Below are 24,088 nucleotides of genomic sequence, written 5' to 3'. Positions count from 1 at the left end.
ACTCGTAAGACATGTGACCTACAACCGGCCCTCTGTTTAAGGCCCTATACAAACCATGGGGAAAGCTATGGCGTGCAGGTCATAAAAGAACAAAATGCCTAAGAAAATCACTAATTCTTAACTTAAAATTACTGCGTCTCTTTAAGCTCACAAAGCATTATTTTACAAAAAATATATCGGTTTTCACTGAAGTAACTTTTGCCTCATACTCTATGACCAAAACATCAATTTTAAATTTTTTATTATAAACCTTGCTCGCCCATCCAAACCCTACCCCACCACCACGTCTTATAGAAATAGATTTATAACCAGGACCAGGCCTAAGTTTCGCCAAAAGGACATTATCCTTTTTCAAAGAAACAAAATCATCTTCAAAACTAGCACTAACACCTTGCCCAAAGTGAAACCTCATTTCAGAACAAGACCCAGACTGATTATCAATAAAATCCTCTAAAAACAAACCAAAATCAGGTTTATAAACTATCTTTCGACTAAACATGAAGTCATCGCTCTTCCTAACCGAGCCAGATAGCTCATAAAAATCTAAACCAACTTTAACTGGGTTTAAATGAGCAGATCCTAATTTCACATCTGAAGGCAGGAACGCCCTCCCTGACAAACCAATAACATTATGTGCCTTGTCAGATACAAAATAATCCCGCCATTCACCATATTCGTAAGTAAATTTACCTGGATCAGTAATGATTTCATGACCACTACGAAAAAAAATAAATGACAAATGATCTGAATGCGAGTGAATATAACTTTTGTTGGTTGCATGAAACAAAAGAGAAAAATTCCCTAATGTCGGAGCCCGAGGATGAGTACGAACAACAACATATCCTGACCGACTAAGATCCTTATGCACATGTTTAATCTTAGCGGCCACCTCATCAAATGGCCCTGCACTCTTAATCTCTTTACCCACACCCTCAGAATCGCCTACAGAATAATAATTACCATCAACTCCTGTAAGCCAACCAGAAATAGCTGAACCTTCCCTAAGAATCTTATTTATTTTTTCATCCAAGCTCGGGAATACACCGCACCTCATCCTTGAGAGCAAGTCAAGATTATATCCATGATAAAACGGCGAGTTCTCTGTATTCACGGAATAATCATCAAAACTAAGGCGTAAAAGACCTTCTAAAATTGAAGTGCAATATCCCTCAAGCTGAGGACCCTGCCCTGCGGAAATTGATAGTATCCTAAGCCCTATGACTTGATACAAAGCATGGTTTCCGCCAGTAATATTCCCCCTGTCCGAGAGATTTTTCAGATGATCATCGACGAGAGATTTTAATAATGAAAAATCATCTGCTGAAAGCGATACAATTTTTTGATTATGCAGATCAAAAAACAAACCCAAAATAATCGAACGAAGACCAACAGCCATGTCATACCAAACAAACTGGCTCTTTTTCCCTTCCGAATCTCTGTAACGCTTCCAGTCTTTGATATATTCAAAGGCCTCTTTTAAATAAACCTCATTAAAATCAGAAAAGAACTTCCCAAGAAATGAATTAATAAATCTCCACGAATGAAGATTAAACTCCACATTTCTGTCTGGGTGCCTCCAAGGGAAAGGCAATGATAGCTGGATAGGAGTGACGCCTGCACGAGGCGAAAAACCATTACTCTTTAATGCCTCATACCCCCCACCCAATACCAGTCGGTATTTCAACTTAGCATTTTTTACAAACTCTTCGTCAAAAACCATCATCTAAACCACCCCAAAAACCCAATTTTCTCTTTACATAATAAAGCTTTCTTGAAAAATAATGACTTAAAAATTACTCAACTAAAATAACGCACTTCAATTAAGCCACTTTCCAAATCACGCTATCAAACCTCTAATTTTCACTGCTCATATGTTTAACGAACAACGAAAGCTCCTGTTTCGCAATCAACTCTGCAGCACATTGTCCTCTTACTCGCCTTGCCGCCTCCATTGATTTCTCCAAAAACTCCTCCGGATTTTCATACATGCGAACGATTGCATCAGCCAATCCAGTTGCACTTTCAGGCTTCACGAGAAACCCACTGCGGTTATCAACGAACTCTGGAATAGCAGTTACTGCCGTCGTCACAGGAACTAAGCCCGACGCCATTGCCTCATCTCTAGATACGCCTTGGGAATCCATGCGAGTAGGCGTTAAGAACACCCCATACTCCTTATGTATCTGAGCAATTTCACGGTGCGTAATAAACTTACGCTCAATATCTACGTTAGAAAATTGACGAAGTGGCGCGACGGTTTCTTCGAACAAAACACCATCCCCAATCAACTTAAACTCAAGATCATTAAAGATTGGTTTCTTCGATAGTTCCAATATCGCCTGAACACTCAAATCATTTGCATATTTTTTTGAAGCATAGGGGCGAATAGAAAGAACCTTCTTCCTTTGCTCTACATTCTTTTCTTTATAATCAAATAACTCAGCATCAATTGGATTATGAACAATACTGTACTTCTCTTTTGGAAGCCTTACCTTCAAATCCTCAAATACCTCTTCAGCGAAATAAGAAGACACAAAAACCACGTGGAGATTTTCAGGCGGGTTACTGAACAACCTCTTCCAAAAACCAACCCTATTATCACTAAGCTTTTTCTGACGAGTTATTTCAGAATCATCCATTAACTCAAACTCAAACTCTCGCCGCCACCAAGCCTGAATTTCTGACCCATGCGCCCACACAGTAACTTGAATTTTATCTACGTACTTCTCTAAAGCCTTCCACATGTTCTGATCCATGATATGGACTAAAACATGTTTCACCTGTCCGGTAGCAAGTGTTGCCTCCAACAAACGCGCATCACCTGTTGCAACATCAACATTCGCGAACTCTCTGTATTCCGCCGGCCCGTTGTGAATCTTATACATATCCACCAACTGCCCTGCCTCTTTATAAGCACGGATACGGCTATGCACAAATCCATAACGATATAGATCGTCATATGCTGGGTACTGTTTAGCAAGCACTAAATAAGGTGATTTCGTAATGACTGCGGCAGGTCTTTCCGCTGTACTACCTAGCACCAACTTTTCTATTGTTATTTCACCAGGCCCCTCAATGCGAAGACCAAAGCGAACCTTTGTACAATGTGCAGGTATCGCAAGTGCATGTTTATCCCCTGCCGGATTCATTTGGTAGGAGATTTTTTTTCCTCGTTTGTCCTGAAACTCAAAGACGGTTTTTATATTTATTAATTGCTCACAATGTAGATGAAACTGGCTATTAAGCACCAAATTCAGGTCCTGACGAACTCGTGCATTTCTGGAGTACAGATAAAGGTGCTGACCGGGTTCAAGTGTAGACACTAACCGTATCTGTCCATCAACAATAGAAAGCGTCACGCCCTCCTTAGACGGGATCCACTCCAGTAGTTCTTTCGCACCCAACTGAGGCAGGCTACTGCTATCGTCTGCATCCTCCTGCGAAAATGCTGGCAACCCCTCCGCAACAGCAGCCAGATGATTGCAGAAAGACACACCTTGATCTAGTAGCATTAGATCCATGGCTACAGCCCTGCTTTGATCAGAAAGGGCTGACCCATGAGCGATGTAATTGAACTCGTCAATCGCCAGCATTCCAGGAACCTGGATATTGGCCTGCCCTGGATTCAGCCAGGAACGTGCCACTTGGTGATGTTTCCACGCTGAACCTCGCACCAGTGCAGCACGTAAAGGCAATATGTCTACTTCTCGGTACTGATGCGAATCCCCTAGCAGGACGGGGACACCATCACGGGCACAATAATGAGCTGATTTCCCGAAAGCCGAGGCTGTAGTATAGGTACTTGCCAAGGCTAAATCCGTCAGATAGTGCTCTCCATAATAGTCATCAGCATGCATTTCACCTATCAAATCATCTTTCGACAATGACATAGTGGCCTGGAAGGCATCCTCGAGAACGGAGTAACAAGTAACACCCTCAACATTCGCCACACCCTCTGGCGTAACGAGGTACAACTGCTTGTTCTTATAATTTTGGCGCTGAAAAGAGTCCAGAATCTGCTGCTGCTCCGGCCCATTTTTTACTTCAGCAAGTAGAACAACTAAAGGCTGATGAATAGCAAATTTTTTCCCCGTCAGTTTAGCTTGGATATAGGCTAAACGCTGAGCATAAGTATGCTCAGTCATCACCTTGCGTAAACCTAGAAGACGCAGCTTACGATAATACAACTCATCACTAATGATTGGCCGCATACGTTCAGCAATTTGCTCTTGATTATCTGAAGATACAACGAGATCCCCAAAAAGCAGGCGAGTGCCACGAGAGAAATTTGAAACAACAACAGTATTGGAAGCCAACAACTCAAATACCCGTCGAGCAAACATCGTCTGTGACTGCTTGATGGTATTCATGTTTATGCCATATCGGTAGCCTTTATACGCCCGATCAATCTCAGAAAATGGCAATTTACCCAAAATCATGGGCTTGTATTCGTCAGGGAAAGTGTAATGCGGGTGAGGGTTGTCAGCATTGCGATCATATATATCAACCGACCTCAAACCCTTGACAGCACCGATCAGAGCCGCAAAGTCGCGCTGACGCTCCGGATAACGGAGATAGTACGAACCCGCAAAATTAAAAGCATCTTTTCGATCAAAAATCTCCAGAGGGTTATGCGTTTTGGGTTGGGCGGCAAAAGGCAAGAAGTAGACATGATCGTGACCAACACGGGCTTTATATTTAGGCACGCAATCAATATCTGTAGTAAAGACGTAGTCCACTTGCTTAGCCAAAGGGATAAATGTGCCAAAGTGCACAGGATCCTCTTTATTCCAAAACAAGGTAGGCACGCCATTACGCTTGCACCAATCGATGCAAGCGTTAATTTCAGGCCCATTTGTACTAATCTTCAGTTTCCAGAGCTGTTCAAATCCCTGCCAGGCTGACTCAATAAAAAGTATATGGGGTTTGAACTTTTCTAACTGCTCAATGCAGTGCTCGGGGTGCAACTGCAACAGCTCACACTCCGGGTCGTAAGAGTGAAAAGTAAACTCATCCATCACCCCCGCCACACGTAGCTGCCTAGCTGGCAGGCTGGCCAATTCGCCTTGGCCTACCGAAGCACCTAAGCGTGACTGACATAAAGCCAAATTCGCAGCAAAGAACTGGTGTCCCAACTGCTCCCCCAGCTCTTTATAAAGGGTCATCGCCTTCGCGTAATCCTTATCGCGGAATGCCCGCGCAGCACTACTTACTTTTGATTGCAACATATCAGCCTTTTCTGCTTTCCTAGCGCTTATTCCGCAAACAAACCTACAACGTCGATGCACTGAGCATGCTTGCGAATCTCAGCAACTTGCTCGATGAATGGACGGTGTTTAACAAGAACGCAGACAACATCGGCATCAGCCATGGCGCTACCCAAAGCAGACAACTCAATACCCGTACCTTGTAGCTTGGCTGGCAATTCGCTGATATTGGGTTCTACGGCTTGCACCTTGCAGCCCAGGCTGGCAATTTTCTTGGCAACACCAACAGCAGGACTTTCACGCAAGTCATCGATATCGGGTTTGAACGCCAGACCCAGGCAAGCCACTTTGATATCGGCCATACGCGCATCAGGACGCAACGACAAAACACCTGCAATAGCGGCTTTAACTTTCTCTACAACCCATTCAGGCTTGTAGTCGTTAATCTCACGAGCCAAGCGCACAATGCGAGCCTCTTCAGGCGTCTTGTCCACGATGAACCAAGGATCTACGGCGATGCAGTGACCACCCACCCCGGCACCAGGCTGCAAAATATTAACGCGTGGGTGACGGTTAGCCAGGCTGATCAGTTCCCACACATTAATATTCAAGCGATCGCAAATCAGGGACAGCTCGTTGGCAAATGCGATATTCACGTCGCGGAAGCTGTTCTCTGTCAGTTTGCACATTTCAGCAGTGCGAGCATTAGTTGGTACCAAGGCACCTTCCACAAAAATTCGGTACAGCTCAATTGCCATCTCGGTAGCTTTTTGAGTCATGCCACCAATAACACGGTCATTGCTAACCAGCTCATGCACTACGCGACCGGGCAAAACACGTTCTGGGCAGTAGGCCACCTGAATATCAGCCTCCTCACCTGCCTGCTGAGGAAAGCTCAGATCAGGACGAGCTTCAGCCAGCCACTGCGCCAATTGCTCGGTCGTACCAACAGGGGACGTCGACTCCAGAATAACCAGATTGCCTTTGGCCAGCACTGGCGCAATGGCTTTAGCGGCGTCGGCGATATAGCTCAGGTCAGGCTTGTTGCCTTCCAGGAAGGGGGTCGGGACGGCGATCAGAAACGCGTCAGCAGGTTCTGGGGTCAGCGTAGCGCGCAAGTAACCACCGTGCACGGCGGCCTGCACCAGCATATCCAGTTCAGGTTCAACAATATGAATACGGCCTTGATTGATCGTGTCGACCGCGTAAGCGTTCACATCAACGCCAATGACCTTTTTGCGGCGTGAGGCAAATAATGTTGCAGTAGGCAGGCCGATATAGCCCAAGCCGATCATGGAGAGAGTTTCAAACATGCTGGTCTTCCGAATCAAGAGATCAAGGTTTTTAAAATTTCACTAATGCGGGTGGCGGCTTTGCCGTCCCCATAAGGGTTGTGCGCCCGTGCCATACGCTCATATTCAGCAGCGTCATCCAGCAGCTGCGTGGCAGCGCTGACAATGGCTTGTGTTTCTGTTCCCACCAAACGCACAGTTCCTGCATCCACGGCTTCAGGGCGCTCGGTCGTGTCACGCATCACCAATACCGGTTTGCCCAAAGAAGGCGCTTCTTCCTGAATGCCCCCGGAGTCGGTGACCAAAAGGTCACAACGATCCATTAGGTAAACAAAGGGCAAATAATCCAGTGGTTCGATCAAATGAACATCGGAAACGTCGGATAAGATACGACGTACTGGTTCCTGAACATTTGGATTCAAGTGCACTGGATACACCACCTGCACATCGCCACGGGAGGCAATCTGGCGCAAGGCCAGGCAGATGTTTTCAAAGCCAGAGCCAAAGTTTTCGCGACGATGCCCCGTCACTAAAACCAAGCGTTTGGCTGGATTGATAAAAGAGAACTGAGCCTCAAAACGGCTGCGCAGTTCCGAGTCCTGACGTACGCGTGCTGCCACATCCAGCAGCGCATCGATGACGGTATTGCCCGTAATGTGTACCGTCTTGGGATCTACACCTTCACGCAACAAATGCGATTGTGATTGCTCGGTTGGAGCAAAGTGCACATCAGCCAGTACGCCTGCTTGGCGGCGGTTCATTTCCTCTGGCCACGGCGAGTACTTATTATGAGTACGCAAGCCAGCCTCTACGTGACCGACCTTGATCTTGGCGTAATAGGCCGACAAAGCTGCGGCCATGGTGGTAGTCGTATCACCATGCACCAGGATCATGTCTGGTTGCCATTGTTTGTACACATCCCGCATACCCAACAGCACGTTGCTGGTGATGTCATACAGATCCTGGCCTGGCTTCATCAGGTTCAAGTCAAAATCAGGTTTGATGGAAAAAATATCCAGAACCTGATCCAGCATCTGGCGGTGCTGACCAGTGACGCAAACGCGCGCTTCAAATGCAGAGTCAGCAGCCAAAGCCTTAACCACCGGAGCCATTTTGATGGCTTCAGGTCGTGTGCCAAATACAGTCAAAATTTTCATAAACTTACTTTGAGTCTTTAGGGTGAACAGTTATTAAACAGGCGTCTTTTTCAAGCTTGTATTCAGTAGATGTACCCGCAAGTCCTTGAGCTTCTATATCGGCTAACCAACGTTGAGCGACTTGCTTTTCATCCTCACGGATATAGTCATCCATCAAGAAATCAATCTGCGCATTTGGGAAGTACTCCACGAACAAAGGACCTGCAGGATAGCGAGCTTGTGGACCAGTAGCAGCCGGTGGGCCATCTACAATCACCAAAATGCGCTTTCGAGACATTTGTCTTTGCTTGGCAAGTTTGGCCAGGGTGCTTTGACAGCTGTAATACGGATAGACTTGACCGTCAGCTGCTTGCCAATCCTCCAACGGTGCTAACGTCAGTTGAACCGCCTTTTCTAATCCTGCCTGTTGAAGGTGGGCTAAAGTTTGTTGATAGTACGATTCCAAATGTTCGAACGAAACGAACGGAATCAGGCGAGAGCCATTACGCTCCGACATTAAGGCCAGCGTCTTGGCAACAATAACCGTAGACATACCAGAGCCAAGCTCAACCACAAGGTCATATGGCTTCAGCGTCAAACACCGCATCAAACACAGTGCGAAATCAGCAGACACCGGCCAACTGTGGGCTTCACTATTGAAGGCAGGTAATACACCTGTAGCGAAATACTCTTGCATTCCCACGAAAGACTGTATCTGCCGTACAGCATTAGCACTATTGTTCTTAACCGTTGTTTCAATATGGCGACGAACCCGGAGCAGTTCTTCAGATTGTTTCCTAAACAACTCCTCTTGCATTCTCGGAGCTGTCTCGTCACGAGCAACCAAGGACTGCACTTGGGCGCTCAGCCGCTCTAGCAGATCTGTTTCACGCGCAGTCTGCGCCGCCAAGGATTGCTGTAACTCCAGCTGACGGGCCTCCAGCGCTGCTTTACTCTTTTCCAAGTTCAGTTGCTCTTTAGCTTGCTGCAGCAATTCTCCCTGACGCTGTGCGGCTAAAGCAATATGCTCATCACGCATTTGAACAACTTGATTCAGCTGAGCCTGCAAAGACTTATAGTCTGTTCGCTCCACACGGATCTGCTGTCTTGCCTCATCCAGTTGCTGGGCTAATGCCTGAGCTTGAGACTGCAAGGAATGCACTTCATCCAAGCGCTGGGCAGCAAGTCCAGCCAGCTCATCACGAGCACCTACCAACTCTTGCACTTGTGACGCTAAAGAGTTCTTCTCTGCCTGCGTCTCCCGCAATTGCCCCCGAAGCTCCTCAGACTCAACAACTGACTCTTCCAACTGAACTAATAGGGACCCAACTTCCTCCAGGCGTTGATCTGCTATGACAAGCAATTCATCGTGAGCGATCGTCAAAGTTTGAAGTTGTGACAGAGCTGCCTCTTTGTCCTGATGATGCGTATGCAACTGCGCCTTCAGGCCCTCATATTGCTGAGCCATCTCCGCTAAGCCGCCCTGCACAGTGACGCACTGCTCAAACCATTGCCCCGCTTGAGCTTCTTTCTCTAGAAGCGTTTGTTTAAGCCGCTTCAGATCAGCTTGCAAACCCATGCTCTCACGCTGCAACTGTGATCTCAACAGTCCTTCTTGCTCAAGTTCACGCTTCAAGTCCGCCACTTGCTTAAGCGCAGCCTGCGTATTGTCTTGCTCTTGAAGCACAAGTTGTCGCTGTTGATCCGCTTCAAGCTTTCGCTCTTGGAGCCTTTCCTGGTACGCCTCTTCTAACTGCTGGATCTGTGCGCGCAACTCTTCAGCTATTACAAGTTGCTCTTGTTTCTCTTGCCTTAAATGCTGCACCTCATCTCGCGCATTCGACAGCTGTATACCTTGTTGCTCAACTACACCGGCCAAGGTATTGCGCGACTGGGCCAGCTCATCCCATTGGCGCCGCACATCCTCATACTGCGCCTCAACCCCAGACAAAGAACGGGCTTGAGCCAAACGCACTTCTTTTGCTTGCTTCAACAAACGATCACGTTGACGCGCCTCAGAATCAGTAAAAGTCACATCTTCCGGCAAGAGCGCCAAGAGTGCTTCTGCCTCCAGCAAATCCCCCGACTCATGTAATCGGAATGCCAGCCACTTTTGACGAAACCCTCGTGGCTCCAGAGCAAACGCACGGCGCGCCATCGTTGCGACCAGGGTAGGCTCAGTCGTCATGTAAGTACGGGCGACAGCCGTCCAAGCACTGGCTTGCACATTTTTTGAAACAGAAGCTTGATTCAGCAAGGCCTCGACCTGTTGGTCCCCACCTTGCTGATAAGCCTGAATAACTTTGTCGAAAGACTTTCCACCCAACACAGCAGGGGGCTGCGTACGACGACTTTGACGCCAAGCTTGGCGTAAACGCCCAGGTACCGAAATTAACGAGCCAGTGGACTGCACACCCTCAATCAAAATATCGCCTAGCTGAGCGGCTAGGGCGTGTTGAGTCTTTAAATCATGTAGTTGGGTTTGCACCTTGAGCATGCACTCCAACCGGGCAGCTTCCGCCTGAGACTCTACAAGTCGCAAATCTACAGGCGCCACATTAATGACTGTCTGCGTCAAACCTCTCCCAACACCTTGGGGGCTCTCGTACAAACGACACAACTCTTCCTGCACGACCTGCAACTGGTCTAACAACAAGCAGTTTTCCTTCTCGATATGCTGCATCTGCTTGGACTCAGAGCACTCCTGACCTAACTCAGACGACACAACAGGTGACATAGACATTAAATGAATTTCCTATCTTTCTTTTTAGTCGACATGGTCAAGCACAATACTCTTGAGCAGCTTCAATATCCCAGCCAGGATCAACGCCAACAGCAAGGTCACCAAGGTGTTATAGAGACGACGCGGCTCCATTGGATACTCAGGCAAAGTCGCCGATTGCAACACTGACACTTTCTCCAACATGCGAGTTGCATCAATACGCCCTTTCTCCAGAGCACTCAAAGAGGACTTGTAAAGCTCTTGGGTGAACTGCACGTTCATTTCAAGGCGATAAAACTCTTCTACATATTTATTCAATGTCCCACCCGATGGCGTCGCCAACTTCAGCTTTTCCTCTTTAATTTGCGCATCCACAGCTCTCAAGGATTGCTTCAACATCAATATATTGGGATGGTCTCGATCCAAAGTTTTGGGCAACGAGGCGAGTTGCGTCTGCAATTGAGCGCGCTGCCCTTCTAAAGCAGCCACAATGGCATTAATGCTTTCTGCTGTAGCCTGGGGCGACAGCAAACCGGCCTTGTTTTGATAGTTCAACAGGTCCTGACTGGCTTTCTGAAAGCGGTCCTGAGCTTGATCAACTTGAGTAACCAAGAAATTCACTTGCACCTGGGCCATTTCATGGCCAAGCACGTTCATGTAACGCTCGCCTTCCTGGACCAACTGCTGGGTAATAGCCTGTGCCATTTCGGGGTTGTAAGCTTGGACCTTGATACGTAACACACCAGAGAAGTCATCAAACTCCACCTCTACACGACGCAGATAATGACGATGGAACCACTCTAGCGAGGCGTCCTGAAACCACATCCGCGACACCAAATCATGGTCCGAGGAGCTGTAATGCGTACGTAAGTCCAAAGACTCATCAAGCTTCTTGAGCATGTCCACGGACAACAAGTAATCACGTAACAACAGCTGATTCGCGCGATCAACAGTAGCTACACCCGATACCAACATCCCTAGGTCAAAAGACGGCGCCCCTACCGAGTCTGTCTTTCGAATAATTACGTTAGCCTCGGATACATAGCGGTTCGAGGCAAAAACTAACCAGTACGCCGAAGCCAAAACAGCCAAAATCAGAATCGCACTAACGGCGTGATCAAATAAACGCAATGAAAACCATGATCGGAGGCGAGCCCCAAAAGATGGTTTCTTTGAAACAGCCTTATCGGGAGCGGCACTAGCAGCCTGCGTAGTGACTTGAGGTGTATCTGTCATTTTGGAAGTGAATCCTTGTAGGCATTGAGCGCATCGTCAATCTGGTCAAACCAGTGCGCTCGCCCTTGATGCAGCCAGACACCAGCCTGGCAAAATTGTTTTAAGGTTTTATTGTCGTGAGCCACCATGATCAGGCCTGCACGATTTGTCATGGTTTTGAAAGCATCGGCTGCTTTCTTACGGAATGCTGCATCACCTGCCGCCGTCACCTCGTCCGAAATATACACATCGAAATTAAAAGCAAACGACAAGGCAAACTGGAGGCGGGAGCGCATTCCAGAGGAATAGGTATAGACCGGCTCCTCAAACGCTCGGCCCAATTCAGAAAAATCTTTAATAAAAGCGAGCCGGTCTGCCAAATCGTCTTGATGCCCATGTACTCGGCACACAAACTTCGCGTTTTGACGGCCCGTCAAGGTACCCTCCAGCCCACCATTCCCCATAGGCCAAGAAACCCTGCACAACCGCTGCACAGTCCCCTTATTGGGATGGTCCACCCCGCCGATCAAGCGTAGCAAGGTAGATTTACCGGCACCGTTAGCGCCGATCAAACCCACATTCACCTTGGGTGGAATTGTCAGGTTTACTCCTTCCAATACCCAACGGCCCACGCCATGGGCGGTCTTGTAGCGCTTATAAACATCATTGACGACGATCATTTCATCACCAACTGTTGTGTGAAGCGTCTATACAAAATCAGGCCTAAAAACAGACTGACTATCCCCCACAGATACAGGTATCCCATGCTGATGCCCGGCACCATGTGGTAGTAATTCGAAAAGCCTTTGCGCACTAACTCCAATCCATGCACTAAAGGATTAAACAAAAGCAGATCCCGATAAGGTTGAGGAACAGCAGAAATAGGCATGATGACCCCTGAAATCAAATACAAAGGCATCATCATGATTTTCAGTATGTGCTCAGTTTCGCGAACCAAGGCCATCAACACAGAGGCAACCAAGCCATAGCCTATGCCAAAGAGCCATAATCCAAACATCGTCACTAAAACCTGCAGAGGATCATCAGGCCGTACGTCATGCCCAAGCAATGCTGCACCGGTCAAGATAATTGCAGACACCAAAGTCATCAAAAACGCTTCCAGGACGCCACGAGCAACAGAGGTATCAAACGGCTGCACCTGCCTATAAGCAAACAAAGGCTTATTGCTATCGACTGCATGCATCACCTGCATCGCAGTACGGCGAAACATAAAAAACGCCAGCATCCCCACCACAATCCAGACAGTGACATCAATGCCACCGACTGTACGCAAACGAATCACTGTGAAGATGAACGTGATGAAACTGATATGCAGCACTGGCTCCATCAGCAACCAGAACCAGGCAGCCCGCATATCAAACAAGCGATCCAGGGACTCTCGCAAAACTAACGCCCGCCAGACCGCCCAAGTGACGGCCATGGGGCTGCGCACCTGCTTACTCATCTCGGCCTCTGTTGAAGGAGTTGTTCTTAAACATGCGCACGATCACTTCATCATGTTGTTCAACGTCGTACTAGGCACAGCCACCGACACCACTAAACGCAGGAATTTCTGGAACTCCGCCGCTGGCGAGTTCGAAACATAAATCACGTCCTTATCCTGCACCGGGAAGTTCTGTGTAACAAAGAAAGAAGCCGGGTCACGCAGGTCGATTTCATACACCACGGGCACGACGCCCTTCTTGTCCAGCAGTGTCGATTCAGGTGCACCGTCCACCAACGCAGCATCCTCAAAGCGGAAGACAAACACACCGCGGGCATCAGCTCGTGACGTATCCAGACCACCCGAACGGGCCAGGGCCTGTACCAGGGAAATGCCCTGAGCTTCAAATGGAATTTCTTCGTTCTTGCCGGTGGCACCCAAAATGGAGAAGCTCTGGTTCTGATACAGCGCCGTAATCACATCACCCGGTTTCAACATGATGTTCTGGTTTGGATTACGGATGATCGTATCCAGCGCCATGGTGGATGTGTTCAGCTCTCGCGAGAGCTGAATGGCGATGCGGTTGACTGCTTGCTTGACGCCACCGCCTGCGGCCAGGGCATCCAGCAAACGCTCACCTTTAGGCGTCAAGGGCATCAAGACGCTTTGATTGACCTCACCCACGACCGTCACGTTCGAGGTGTTGTTCTGAATGACGCGCACCAGAACCTGCGGATTATTGGCCTTGCCTTGCAGACGCTTGGCAATGCTTTCTTCAATCTGTTGGGTGTTGCGGCCTTTGACGGCAATACGGCCAGCGAAAGGCATGCTGATCATGCCGTCGGGCGTGACCATCTGCTGAGGGAAAGCGACGGCATTGGTGGTTGCTGCCGTTGCCTTGGGATCCAGAGAAATGCTGCCAAACAGCATGGCCGGCGGCGCTTCCCAAACCGACACTTCCAGCACATCGCCGGGGCCAATCAGGTAGTTGTTCGAACCTGTGCTGGGGAACTGGGCGGCAAAGTCACCCATGCGCTTTTTAGCGGCCAACTTCTTGGTCAACTCGTCTGTCACGTTGACCAGGGTGATGCCTTCGATACGGCCTTCACGTCGTTCCTGTACTTGCTGGCGGCTGGGGCCGTCTGCAGGCATCCAGTCGGGCATCGTGGCACATCCGGCCAGTACGGCGACCAGGGTGCTGGCCAGTACTGGCCGTCCCATTGCTGCAATCTTGCTTACTGCTGTGTGTAGTAATTGAGCCATGCTTATTTCTTCATGAGCGTGTGAACGATTTCACACGCCAGGTCTATGTCATCCTGGCTATGTGTGGAGGACAGGAAAAAGCGCAAACGCGCTGCTTTTTCTTCCACCGCAGGATGGATAATGGGTTGCACATTCAGGCCGGCATCAAACAACTGGCCGGACAGTTTGACTGCTTTAAGAGAACTGCCTGTAATCGCGGGAATCACGGCATAGCCTTCGGCAAAACCGGTATTGATTCCCATCGAGCGCATCGAATTCAGAAACTGACTGCCCCGCTCTTGCAGGGTATGCACACGCTCGGGTTCCCGGCGCATGATCTGCAAGGCTTTAAGCGAAGCAGCCGCCAGCACGGGAGAAATCCCCACGCTGTAGACAAAGCCGGAGGCAGCGTACTTGAGCAGCTCCACCAGCGCGCGGTCGCCAGCGATATAGCCGCCGCAACTTGCCAGGGTCTTACTCAAGGTGCCCATCCAGATGTCGACATCGCGGCCTGCCACACCAAAATGCTCGTGCGAGCCGCGGCCTGTCTTGCCCAGCACGCCCAGGGCGTGGGCTTCATCGACCATCAAAAACGCTTTATACCGCCGTTTTATGTCAATAAATGCAGGCAGGTTCGGAATGTCGCCATCCATGCTGTACAAGCCTTCGATCACAATCAGCACACGTTCAAACTGGCCACGAATCTCGGCAAGAATGCGCTCCAGAGCGGCGCTGTCGTTGTGAGGGAAGGAACGGCGGGCGGCACCCGACAACTGGATGCCTTGCAAAATACTGTTGTGGATCAGGCTATCGTGAATCACCAGATCCTTGGGACCGAACAAGTAACCAATGGTGCTGACGTTAGTGGCATGTCCACTGACAAAAACCACGCAATCATCCACCTCATAGTTCTGCGCCAGCTCTTCTTCCAGCTCACGCTGGACGCGGCGCTCGCCTGCTACCAAACGGCTGGCCGAAGCCGATGTGCCGTACTGGTCCATCGCGGCTTTGGCGGCCGCATTCACTTCCGGGTGTGCAGAAAGACCCAGATAGTTGTAATTGGCAAAGTTCAGATAGTCACGCCCGTCGATACGGGTGTGCGCAGCGGCCACACCATCGTGGCTGCGGAAAAAGGGGTTACGCACGCCCATACGATCAGCCATGGCCTTGGGCACCAGCATTTTCTCGTAACCGGGATGGCGGTCAAAGCGGGTGAAGGACTCCGGAATATGGCTGTCCGCCCCCAGATGAGTGGCGGACTGCTCGGCCATGCGGCCATTGCTGGCCGCTTGTCCGGTTTTACGTCCCAGAATGCGCTGTATCAGTTGTGCTTTACTGCCTGGCGCTAGATCGTTCTTACTCATTGATCAGTGATGTTCCTGTTTCTGCCAATCGCCGTACATCTTTTGCCAAGCCTTGCAAGTCAGCCTCGGACATATCATCTCCGTGCTGACGTACGACATCGGCTACCAAATGCCCAGCGTCCTGCTCTGCCGAGTCCTCGCTACCGGCCGTCAACTTGTCCACAATGCGGGCCGCGACGTTCCAGACGGTGGGAGAATCGTTCAGCACCATGGCGGGCAACTGCACGCCAAAGCGTTGCTCCAACCCCAGGGCCAGTTCCACAGCCATCAAGGAGTCCATGCCCAGATCATGCAAGGAGCGCTGGGTTTCAATACGGTCTACTTCGGTGCGCAGAATGTTAGCAACTTCCTGCGCCACCCACTCGGCCACCAAAGCGTGAATTTGCTCGGGCGTTTTACCCGCGATCAAGGTGTGAATATCCTGGCCATCACTACCTGAGTCGTGATCCTTGCGGGCACGGTTCAAGATGGCAAAGCGTTCGCTCTGAGCCGAAGCCAGCAAGCGGGCCAAGGCATTCCAGTCGAAGTTGGCCACAATGGACACTTCGCCATTGACGGCCAGGACGCGATCCAGTTGATCCAATGCCTGATCCGACTGTAGCGGTGCCTTGCCCAGACGTTTACCCAAGCTGTCCTTCACGGTTTCATTGCGGGTCAGGTAACCTGCATCGCCAATCGGTCCCCAGGCAATGCAGGACGCCGCCAGCCCCAGGTTCTGGCGCAAGCGCGTCAAACCTTCCAGGCCTGCATTGGCGGCCACATAGTTCGCCTGTCCGGGGTTACCAATAGAGGTCGTCACAGACGAATACAGCACGAAGTGGGACAGCTTCAAATCCTGAGTAGCCAGGTGCAGATTCCATGCACCCACCAACTTGGTCTGCAGCACCTTGTTCAAGCTGTCCTGATCCATATTGGCGATCAGGCGGTCATCAAACACGGCGGCAGCATGCAGCACGCCAGTCAGTGGGCTATCACCCGTCTGAATCTGCGCAACAACAGCTTGCACTGCTGCGAAATCCGTGACGTCACACGCCACAATTTGCACGCGACAGCCTTGTGCCTGGAACTGCTTCAGCAGCTCTTGTGCACCAGGAGTATCGGCACCGCGGCGACCAGCCAGGATCAGAGAGCGCACGCCACGCTTGACCAGCCATTGGGCGGAAGCCAAACCGAAGCCAGACAAGCCACCCGTAACCAACCACGTGCCCTGTTCGGACAAGTCGAGAGGGGCAGCGATTTGTGTTGCAGGCAAACGGGGTTGGGCATCCTTCAGCGAAACCACCAGCTTGCCGATGTGACGAGCCTGCTGCATGGCGCGGAATGCATCAACCACATGCTCGGCACCGAAGCTGCGGTAAGGCAGTGGGAACAGCGCGCCATCATGGAACAGCTCCATGACTTCCTTGAACAAACGTCCCGCCAAAGCTGGGCGTCCCGTCAGCAGTTGGTCGGCATCAATACCGAAGTAGCTGATATTGCTCTTGAAGGGACGTAGACCAATCGGCGTGTTCTCGAAGAAGTCACGCTTGCCCAACTCCAGGAAACGGCCAAAAGGACTCAGGACGTCCAGGCTGCGGCGCATGGCCTCACCCGCCAGCGAGTTCAGCACTACGTCCACACCTTCACCGCCAGTGGCGTCCATCACGTCTTGAGCAAAGCTCAGGCTGCGCGAATCGAACACATGGTCAGCGCCCAGCAAGGAGGCGAATACGCGTTTCTCGTCCGTGCCAGCAGTGGCATAAATCTCTGCGCCCAAATGACGGGCCAGCTGGATTGCAGCAATCCCCACACCACCTGCGGCACCGTGTATCAACACTTTTTCACCGGGCTGGATATGAGCCAGATGCGTCAGGGCGTAGTAGACCGTGAAGAACACCGTTGGAACGGTGGCGGCAGCTTCAAAATCCCAGCCTTCAGGCATGGAAGCGATAGCATCCGCACGTGTCACCACATGGCTGGCAAAGCAGGAGGAACCAAAACCCATCACCGGCTGGCCTACCGTCAAATTGGTGACATCAGCACCAACGCGTGTGACCACACCCGAGAACTCCAGGCCCAGGCTGGCACCGGCAAAACCGTTTTCTACAGCTTCGTCCGGCAACAAGCCCATCAAATACATCACGTCACGGAAGTTCAGGCCTGCGGCCATGGTACGGACTTCAACCTGATCCGCAGCCAGGCTCGACGCTTGAACAGCTTGCCATTCCAGATTGCGCAGTTGTCCGGGCACCTGAAAGTCCAGCTTGAAGCGGGCGTCCTGGCTTAGCTGGGCAGTCGCTGCCGCAGTAGCCTCTTCCAGCACCAAGGTATGGCGTGCGTCTTGAGACAAGACAATTTCTGTTGCTTCATCCGGCCACAGCAACTCCAGTTCCAGACGCTGAGCGATATCGCTGGCATTCACATCACCGGCCAGATCAATCAAGGTGCAGGACAAGGCGGGCAGCTCATTCATCACGACGCGACCAAAGCCCCACAAGGCCGACTGGGCGGGATTCACCGCCCAATCCAATTCCTCTGCCATCGCCGGCAAGGCACCGCCTTGCGTCACCAGGAACAGGCGACTTGCAGCGGTACGGGCGGACAAGTCCTGCGTCAGGCTCAGCAGTTGCGCGCTGGTCTGACTGACCGCAGCAGCAGTATCGGCCCACCCCAGCATCTGCACTACATTCAGAGGACTCTCATCAGCCAAAATGTCGGCACTGAGCGGCCAGACTTGAGCGTTAACTGTTTGGCCAGCTGCTTCCAAACGGGCTTGCAACGAATGGGCTTGAACTTGAGAAGCCTCATCAAACAACAAGACCCATTTCGCTGCAGCGACGGCTTCCTGGTTTGGAATCGCCTGCGTTGTGGCGGCCTTGGCCAGCAACAAATAGGCACCTTCACTCAATTCCTGTGCGGCAGGCTCTTGCGCAGTTTGCACCTGCTCAAAACCTGCTTGCTCCAACGCCTTGTGCCAGCCTTCGGGCGACAACAAGGAGGAGGATTGCGACTCGCCGGCGGCGTGCCACCAGCTTTGGTCCAGACCGGACAAGAAGTCTGCATGCCAGTCAGGGTGACACTCAGCCACCAGCAGGCCCCCACCCGTCGCCAGCCATTGTTTGCTACGCATCAGGGCGGGAGGAACATGCACGGTACGGTGCAGGCTGTGGCGCAAAATCACGACATCAAACTGGGGCTTATCGACCTGCTCCAGTTGCCAGTCTTGCAGATCAAAACCGAGCACCTGCACGTTGGCCAAAGCATGGTGCTGCGTCGCCTGACGAGCCTGCAAATCAGCATCTGGCAAAGCCAATACGTATTCAAACTGGTCTTCGGACAGGCAAGCAGCCAGAGTCTTGGGCAAATCGCTTGGGCCTACGGCGACTTCCAGCACGCGCAGTCGCTGGGAGGCAGGCAAGTTCGCAGCCAGTTCTCGCAACTGGGTTTCCAGTGCCAGACGCACACCCAGATACATGGGGTCATCGTCATACAGCACTTCAACCACGGGGGAACGGCGCAAGGAAGCCAGCAGTTTTTCGCCTGAAATATCGCCACGCAACAAGGCCGGCAATTGGCGTCCGACCGAACCAATCTGGGTCAGTTGCGGCAAGCTGCTAGGCGAATCCTGCAAAATTGTGCGCCACAAGTCCTGGGCGGCAGGCATATCGGCCTGCTCCACCACACGATAGCCTTCGTCATCTTGCAGCAGCTCTTCAGCGCGCAACAGCTCGCTTAGCCAGCGGCCATACGGGCTATTCAATACTTCGGTGCTGAGTTCGGAAGGCTTTACGTTCTGGAAGGCTTCATAAATAAAGGACAGGCTCAAGGCATCCAGCAAAGGCAAAGTCTGCTGGAACCAGGTTTCTCGCTCTTGCTGCTGGTCAGCCAGTGCTGCCCAGCCGCTTTGGGCCAGTTGCTCAGGCGAGAGCGTAACGGCAACTCGCTCATCGCGAGGATGAGGACGCAGATACGGGGTAATTTGCCAGTTCGACACCGCGTGGCGATCCTGGCGCAAGAAATACGCAGCGCGGAAACGGCAGGCCTGGGCGCTGGCCAGCAAACGGCCATCAGCTCCATACAACTCGAAATCCGCCAGTACCGAACGGGCACTGCTACGACGCAGGTGTGCACGGAAATGCGTTACCTGCCCTTCTGTAGACAGGGTGAAACGGCCTACTTTCACAGGCAGCAAGGCCACGCCTTGGCCTGCTTCAATATCTTGTGCGAAGAAATCCACCAGAGACTGGTAGCACACGTCCATCAAGGCCGGGTGCAACAGATAGCCATCTTGCTCCAGGCTGACGGGCATCTCCAGTTCGGCACTCAGATAAGTACCTTGCACCTGCGAGGCTTTCAACCCCTGGAAGGCCGGACCGTAATCCAGACCCAGGGAATGCGCCAAGCGATAGTGTCGATCGCGATCAATATGCAGTTCAGCCGAGGCCAGGGGCGAGAGTTCCGCCACGGGCATGCGTTCATCCGAAGCCAGAATACGACCGCTGGCGTGTACCACCCACTCGTCCTGGCTCAAGCGTTGGCGACTCTTGATATGGAAGCTACCATCACGCGGGCTCAGCACAAAACGCAGGCTGCGGGCATGTTCACCATCAAAAACCAGCGGAGCCAGAATATCCAGCTCGTCCACCAGGATCAGTGCTTCGCCCAGCCACTCACAAGCTGCAGCCAAAGCCATTTCCAGATAAGCGGCACCTGGGTACACCATGGCACCACCCACTTTGTGATCCGCCAGCCAAGGCAAAATCACCGGGTCCAGCACGTTTTCCCAGCTGATATCGCTATCCGGCAAACGCCAACCCAGCAAATCATGCACACGACGACGCTCGATGGAGCGCATCCCTTCTGTGCTGTTCTTGTACCAATGACGCTCGCGCTGCCATGGGTAAACGGGCAGCTCCACTGGATTGCCAGCCACAGGGAAACGGGCTTTCAATTGGGTCGGCAATAAAGCCAGGGTATGCAAGGCCGTATCAGTCAGCCGCTGCGGGCCATCGTCATGCTTGCGCAAGCTGGACAACACCACACCCTGAACCTCACACTGAGCCAGGGTTTCACGAATGTAGCGCTGCAAAATGGCGTGCGGGCCAATTTCCAGAAATACGCGGCAGCCCTGGTTCGCCAGACAGGCAATAGCCTGCTCGAACTGCACGGGTTCGCGAATATTGCGCCACCAGTAATCCACGCCCAGCTCTTGCGGGGACAGTTCTTCACCCGTAACGGTCGAGACAAAACGGGCTTGTGGAGACTGCTGACCGGGCTGCAAATCGCCCAGGCTCTTTTCCAGATGCGGCAGCAAGCCATCCATATAGGGACTGTGAAAGGCGTAATCCAAATCCAGCAGGCGGAAGAAAACGCTTTGTCCTTCCAGAGCAGACTGAATACGCTGCAAGCCTTCCAGACTGCCGGACAGAGTGATATTGGAAGGGCTGTTTACCCCCGCCACATTCACGCCCAAGTCCGCACCCAAGCCTTCCAGCAAGGTGTTCACCGCTTCGTGCGACAGACCGATAACGGCCATCCGGCCTTGGCCACGAGTCAGACCTTGAGCCTGACTACGGGCACAAATAACGCGTATGGCTTGTTCCAGATCCAAGGCACCAGCGGCCCAGGCAGCAGCGATTTCGCCCACACTGTGGCCAGCCACGGCATCAGGTTCAATGCCATCTTCGCGCAGCATGCGCGTCACAATAACTTGCACCGCAAACAACAAGGGCTGAGCGACTGTTGTGTCGTCCATGCGAGAAGCGGCAGGCTCGGCTTGCAATTGTTCCAGCAGCGAAAAGCCCGCCAAGGGCTTCATCATGGCGTCCAGCTCGGACAGCAAAGCCGCGAAACGAGGGGACTCGCGCAACAAGGTCACGCCCATGCCCAGCCACTGCGCTCCATTACCGGCGTAGACAAAAGCCAATTGGCCTTCTTTGCTCGGGGCGTCTACGGTTTGCAAACCTTGTGGGGCTTGACCTTGCGCGTAAGCACGCAATTGCGCCACGCCTTCTTCAACCGTTTCGGGCTGCATGATCAAACAACGAGCCAAAGTCTGACGACGGTGAGTGACCGCGTAGCTGACATCGTAAAAATCTTGTGCCGTCTTGCCGTCCAGCAGGTCCGCATAATTACCCGCTTGCTCACGCAGAGCGGCTTCTGTCTTGCCCGACAAGACCAAAGGCGGCAAACCCGAGTTCAGCACCGTTGCCGATTGGGCAGTTGGCGCTACAGGAGCCTGCAACAAGACGTGGGCGTTGGCACCACCAAAGCCAAACGAGTTAAGTCCTGCGACCAAAGGCTTGCCATCGGTACGTTGCAACTCGCGGCCCTGGGGCAGCAGCTCCAGATTCAAACCATCAAAATCAATGGCGGGATTGGGGGTATTCAAGTGCAAAGCAGGCGGCAAGGCTTGGTGCTGCAATGCCAGCACTGTCTTGACTAGGCCAGCCATGCCGGAGGCCGATTCCATATGGCCCAAGTTCGCTTTGACTGAACCAATAGGCAAACGCTGCTCGCGCGACTTGCCATACACCGCGCTGATGGCGGTGGTTTCAACAGGATCGCCTACGGCTGTACCGGTACCGTGGGCTTCTACAAAGTCCACATCAGCCGCTGTCAGGCCACTGCGCTCCAGCACGGAGCGCATCAACTCGATTTGTCCCTGGCAGCTAGGAATAGTAATGCCGGTCTTGCGAGCACCATCGGCATTCACACCCGTTGCCAAAATAACGGCCTGTACCTGATCGCCGTCGGCCAGTGCCTGCTCCAGGGGCTTGAGCATCAGTACCGCGCCACCTTCGGAACGCACGTAACCATTACCAGCTTCATCAAACGCCTTGCAACGGCCATCTGCCGACAGCATCGACGCTTTGGTAAAGCCAACAAAGGGATAAGGGTGCAGCAACAGATTGACGCCACCGACCAAGGCTGTAGAAGCCTCGCCACTGCGCAAACTTGAGCAGGCTTGATGCAAAGCGACCAAAGAAGACGAGCAGGCGGTATCCACCGCCATGGACGGACCGTGCAGGTCGTAGATATAAGACAGACGGTTGGCGGCGATACTCATGGTATTGCCGGTCATCATATGGGCTGTCAGGCTGGCCAAATCGTCCAGACCGCGCATGCCGTAATCCAGGCCGGAAATACCAACATAAACCGCACAGTCACTACCGGCCATGCTGGAGGGCAAGACGCCCGCATTCTCCATGGCTTCCCAGGACAGCTCCAGCAACAAGCGTTGTTGGGGGTCCAGCCAGGCGGCTTCGCGAGGGGAAATGCCAAAAAAGTCTGCATCGAACTCGTCAATGCGCGACAAGACACCGGCCGAAAAAGTAATGCTACGCCCCGGCTCGGACCTTTTATCGTGTTGCAACTCGGCCGTCGCCCAGCGGTCCGCGGGGATTTCCGTAACCAGATCGCGCTTTTCAATTAAGGCATTCCAGAACTGGTCGGGCTGCGACAGGTCACCCGGAAAGCGAAACGCCATACCAATAATGGCGATTGCTCCAGACGCAGTATTGCTTTTATTAATATCCGTACGGGATGCTTCTAACTCCTTAGCACCCTTGCCTGTATTTTGAGACACGCACCCTACCCTTTCGATCTTTACTGACTTGCCCTGTCACCGCGGAGCACGGAATAGTCATATTTGATAAAACGCTATTTCGGACAACGACTTCTGACATAGCCGTGTCGCAGGCAGCACACCAGTAAACAATGGCGAAACTTACGTCCCGTTACTATGATTTACAAACCCTAATTACATGGAATATATATAAATTCCATGTAATCCGATAATATTTATTTTCGATTTTTATTTAAGCAATCATGCCAAAAATAAAACATCCAAATTAAATATTCACTGACGATATTATTCTATTTATTGTTAAGCACAAAAAACGAGTGTTTGAAAAATAACAAAGCCTTGGGTATATTTACCAAGGCTGTCTAATCAAGACACTAGGCAAAATATCAAAGGTTTTTTTATTTCGTCGCCACCTTTAGCGAAATAAAAACTTCAACTCGACATTAAGCAAAGACTGTTCCTCGCCAAAAAACCCTGCCTACTTGGCGGTAGCCTGCTGCACTGCAAAAAGATTAGCAGCTGCGAATGTTACCATTACGCAGTTATTCTAATCTATAAAGAATTGAAATCGAGCAGGGCCGCACTGTAACAATCCGATGCTGTGCTAAAGCCGCCAGACGAGCTTTTTCAGGACTATCAGGCAGCTTACAAGGCAGCCATGACTGACACTTGCTGACGTTCCAGTAGGTCTGACACAACCATCAAGTCGTAGTGAAAAACTCATTTTTGATACAAACACGACATACGCGCGACGAGCGCAAACCCGTTACTGGTGCCGGTATACAACGACCTTCCCTCATGGCCTGACCATGTGTCACCAAAGCAGTGTTTTCCCTTAGCCGCATCAAAAACGCCCAAATCAGGGCGTTTTTTTTGGGGGTTATCCCTCATCTATAGCT

At 51.4% G+C, this 24,088-nt stretch carries 11 protein-coding genes; all 11 read right to left on the bottom strand.

Annotation, left to right across the window (positions count from 1 at the left end; translation table 11 throughout):
• Positions 1-157 precede the first annotated feature (157 nt).
• The 11 genes from D0C27_RS05385 to D0C27_RS05335 all read right to left on the bottom strand — a co-directional run bounded on the left by D0C27_RS05385 (position 158) and on the right by D0C27_RS05335 (position 23,189).
• Positions 158-1,723: a heparinase II/III domain-containing protein gene (locus D0C27_RS05385; RefSeq protein WP_137430568.1), complete on the bottom strand. Its 1,566-nt coding sequence runs from the start codon at positions 1,721-1,723 to the stop codon at positions 158-160.
• Between the two features lie 130 nt (positions 1,724-1,853).
• Positions 1,854-5,228, bottom strand: coding sequence for a glycosyltransferase (locus D0C27_RS05380; protein ID WP_137430567.1), 3,375 nt, complete (start codon positions 5,226-5,228; stop codon positions 1,854-1,856).
• A 26-nt stretch (positions 5,229-5,254) separates the two neighbouring features.
• Positions 5,255-6,520 (bottom strand): UDP-N-acetyl-D-mannosamine dehydrogenase, encoded by a 1,266-nt coding sequence (gene wecC, locus D0C27_RS05375; protein WP_137430566.1) that lies wholly within the window; start codon positions 6,518-6,520, stop codon positions 5,255-5,257.
• A gap of 14 nt (positions 6,521-6,534) precedes the next feature.
• The gene (wecB, locus tag D0C27_RS05370; protein WP_137430565.1) at positions 6,535-7,656 is read right to left on the bottom strand and encodes a non-hydrolyzing UDP-N-acetylglucosamine 2-epimerase; all 1,122 of its coding nucleotides are present in this window, start codon (positions 7,654-7,656) and stop codon (positions 6,535-6,537) included.
• 4 nt (positions 7,657-7,660) lie between these two features.
• Positions 7,661-10,378 (bottom strand): hypothetical protein, encoded by a 2,718-nt coding sequence (locus D0C27_RS05365; protein ID WP_137430564.1) that lies wholly within the window; start codon positions 10,376-10,378, stop codon positions 7,661-7,663.
• Between the two features lie 24 nt (positions 10,379-10,402).
• Positions 10,403-11,593, bottom strand: a complete 1,191-nt coding sequence (locus D0C27_RS05360; RefSeq protein ID WP_137430563.1) for a chain-length determining protein — start codon at positions 11,591-11,593, stop codon at positions 10,403-10,405.
• The gene (locus D0C27_RS05355; protein ID WP_137430562.1) at positions 11,590-12,252 is read right to left on the bottom strand and encodes an ABC transporter ATP-binding protein; all 663 of its coding nucleotides are present in this window, start codon (positions 12,250-12,252) and stop codon (positions 11,590-11,592) included. Before D0C27_RS05355 ends, D0C27_RS05360 begins: the two co-directional genes overlap by 4 nt.
• On the bottom strand, positions 12,249-13,013 hold the full coding sequence (locus D0C27_RS05350; RefSeq protein ID WP_240688316.1) for an ABC transporter permease: 765 nt from the start codon (positions 13,011-13,013) through the stop codon (positions 12,249-12,251). The genes D0C27_RS05355 and D0C27_RS05350 overlap by 4 nt, the downstream gene beginning before the upstream one ends.
• A gap of 66 nt (positions 13,014-13,079) precedes the next feature.
• Complete coding sequence (locus D0C27_RS05345; protein WP_240688315.1) at positions 13,080-14,279, bottom strand: polysaccharide biosynthesis/export family protein; 1,200 nt, start codon at positions 14,277-14,279, stop codon at positions 13,080-13,082.
• Between the two features lie 2 nt (positions 14,280-14,281).
• Positions 14,282-15,622, bottom strand: coding sequence for an aminotransferase class I/II-fold pyridoxal phosphate-dependent enzyme (locus tag D0C27_RS05340; protein WP_137430560.1), 1,341 nt, complete (start codon positions 15,620-15,622; stop codon positions 14,282-14,284).
• Positions 15,615-23,189 carry a type I polyketide synthase gene (locus tag D0C27_RS05335; protein ID WP_240688314.1) on the bottom strand — a complete coding sequence of 2,525 codons (7,575 nt, stop codon included), beginning with the start codon at positions 23,187-23,189 and terminating at the stop codon, positions 15,615-15,617. The genes D0C27_RS05340 and D0C27_RS05335 overlap by 8 nt, the downstream gene beginning before the upstream one ends.
• Between the last annotated feature and the right edge of the window lie 899 nt (positions 23,190-24,088).

Origin of the sequence: Alcaligenes faecalis (assembly GCF_005311025.1) — a bacterium.
Lineage (GTDB): Bacteria > Pseudomonadota > Gammaproteobacteria > Burkholderiales > Burkholderiaceae_B > Alcaligenes > Alcaligenes phenolicus.
Note: the sequence above shows the minus strand (reverse complement) of the source record. Positions and strands in the feature narration are given on the sequence as shown.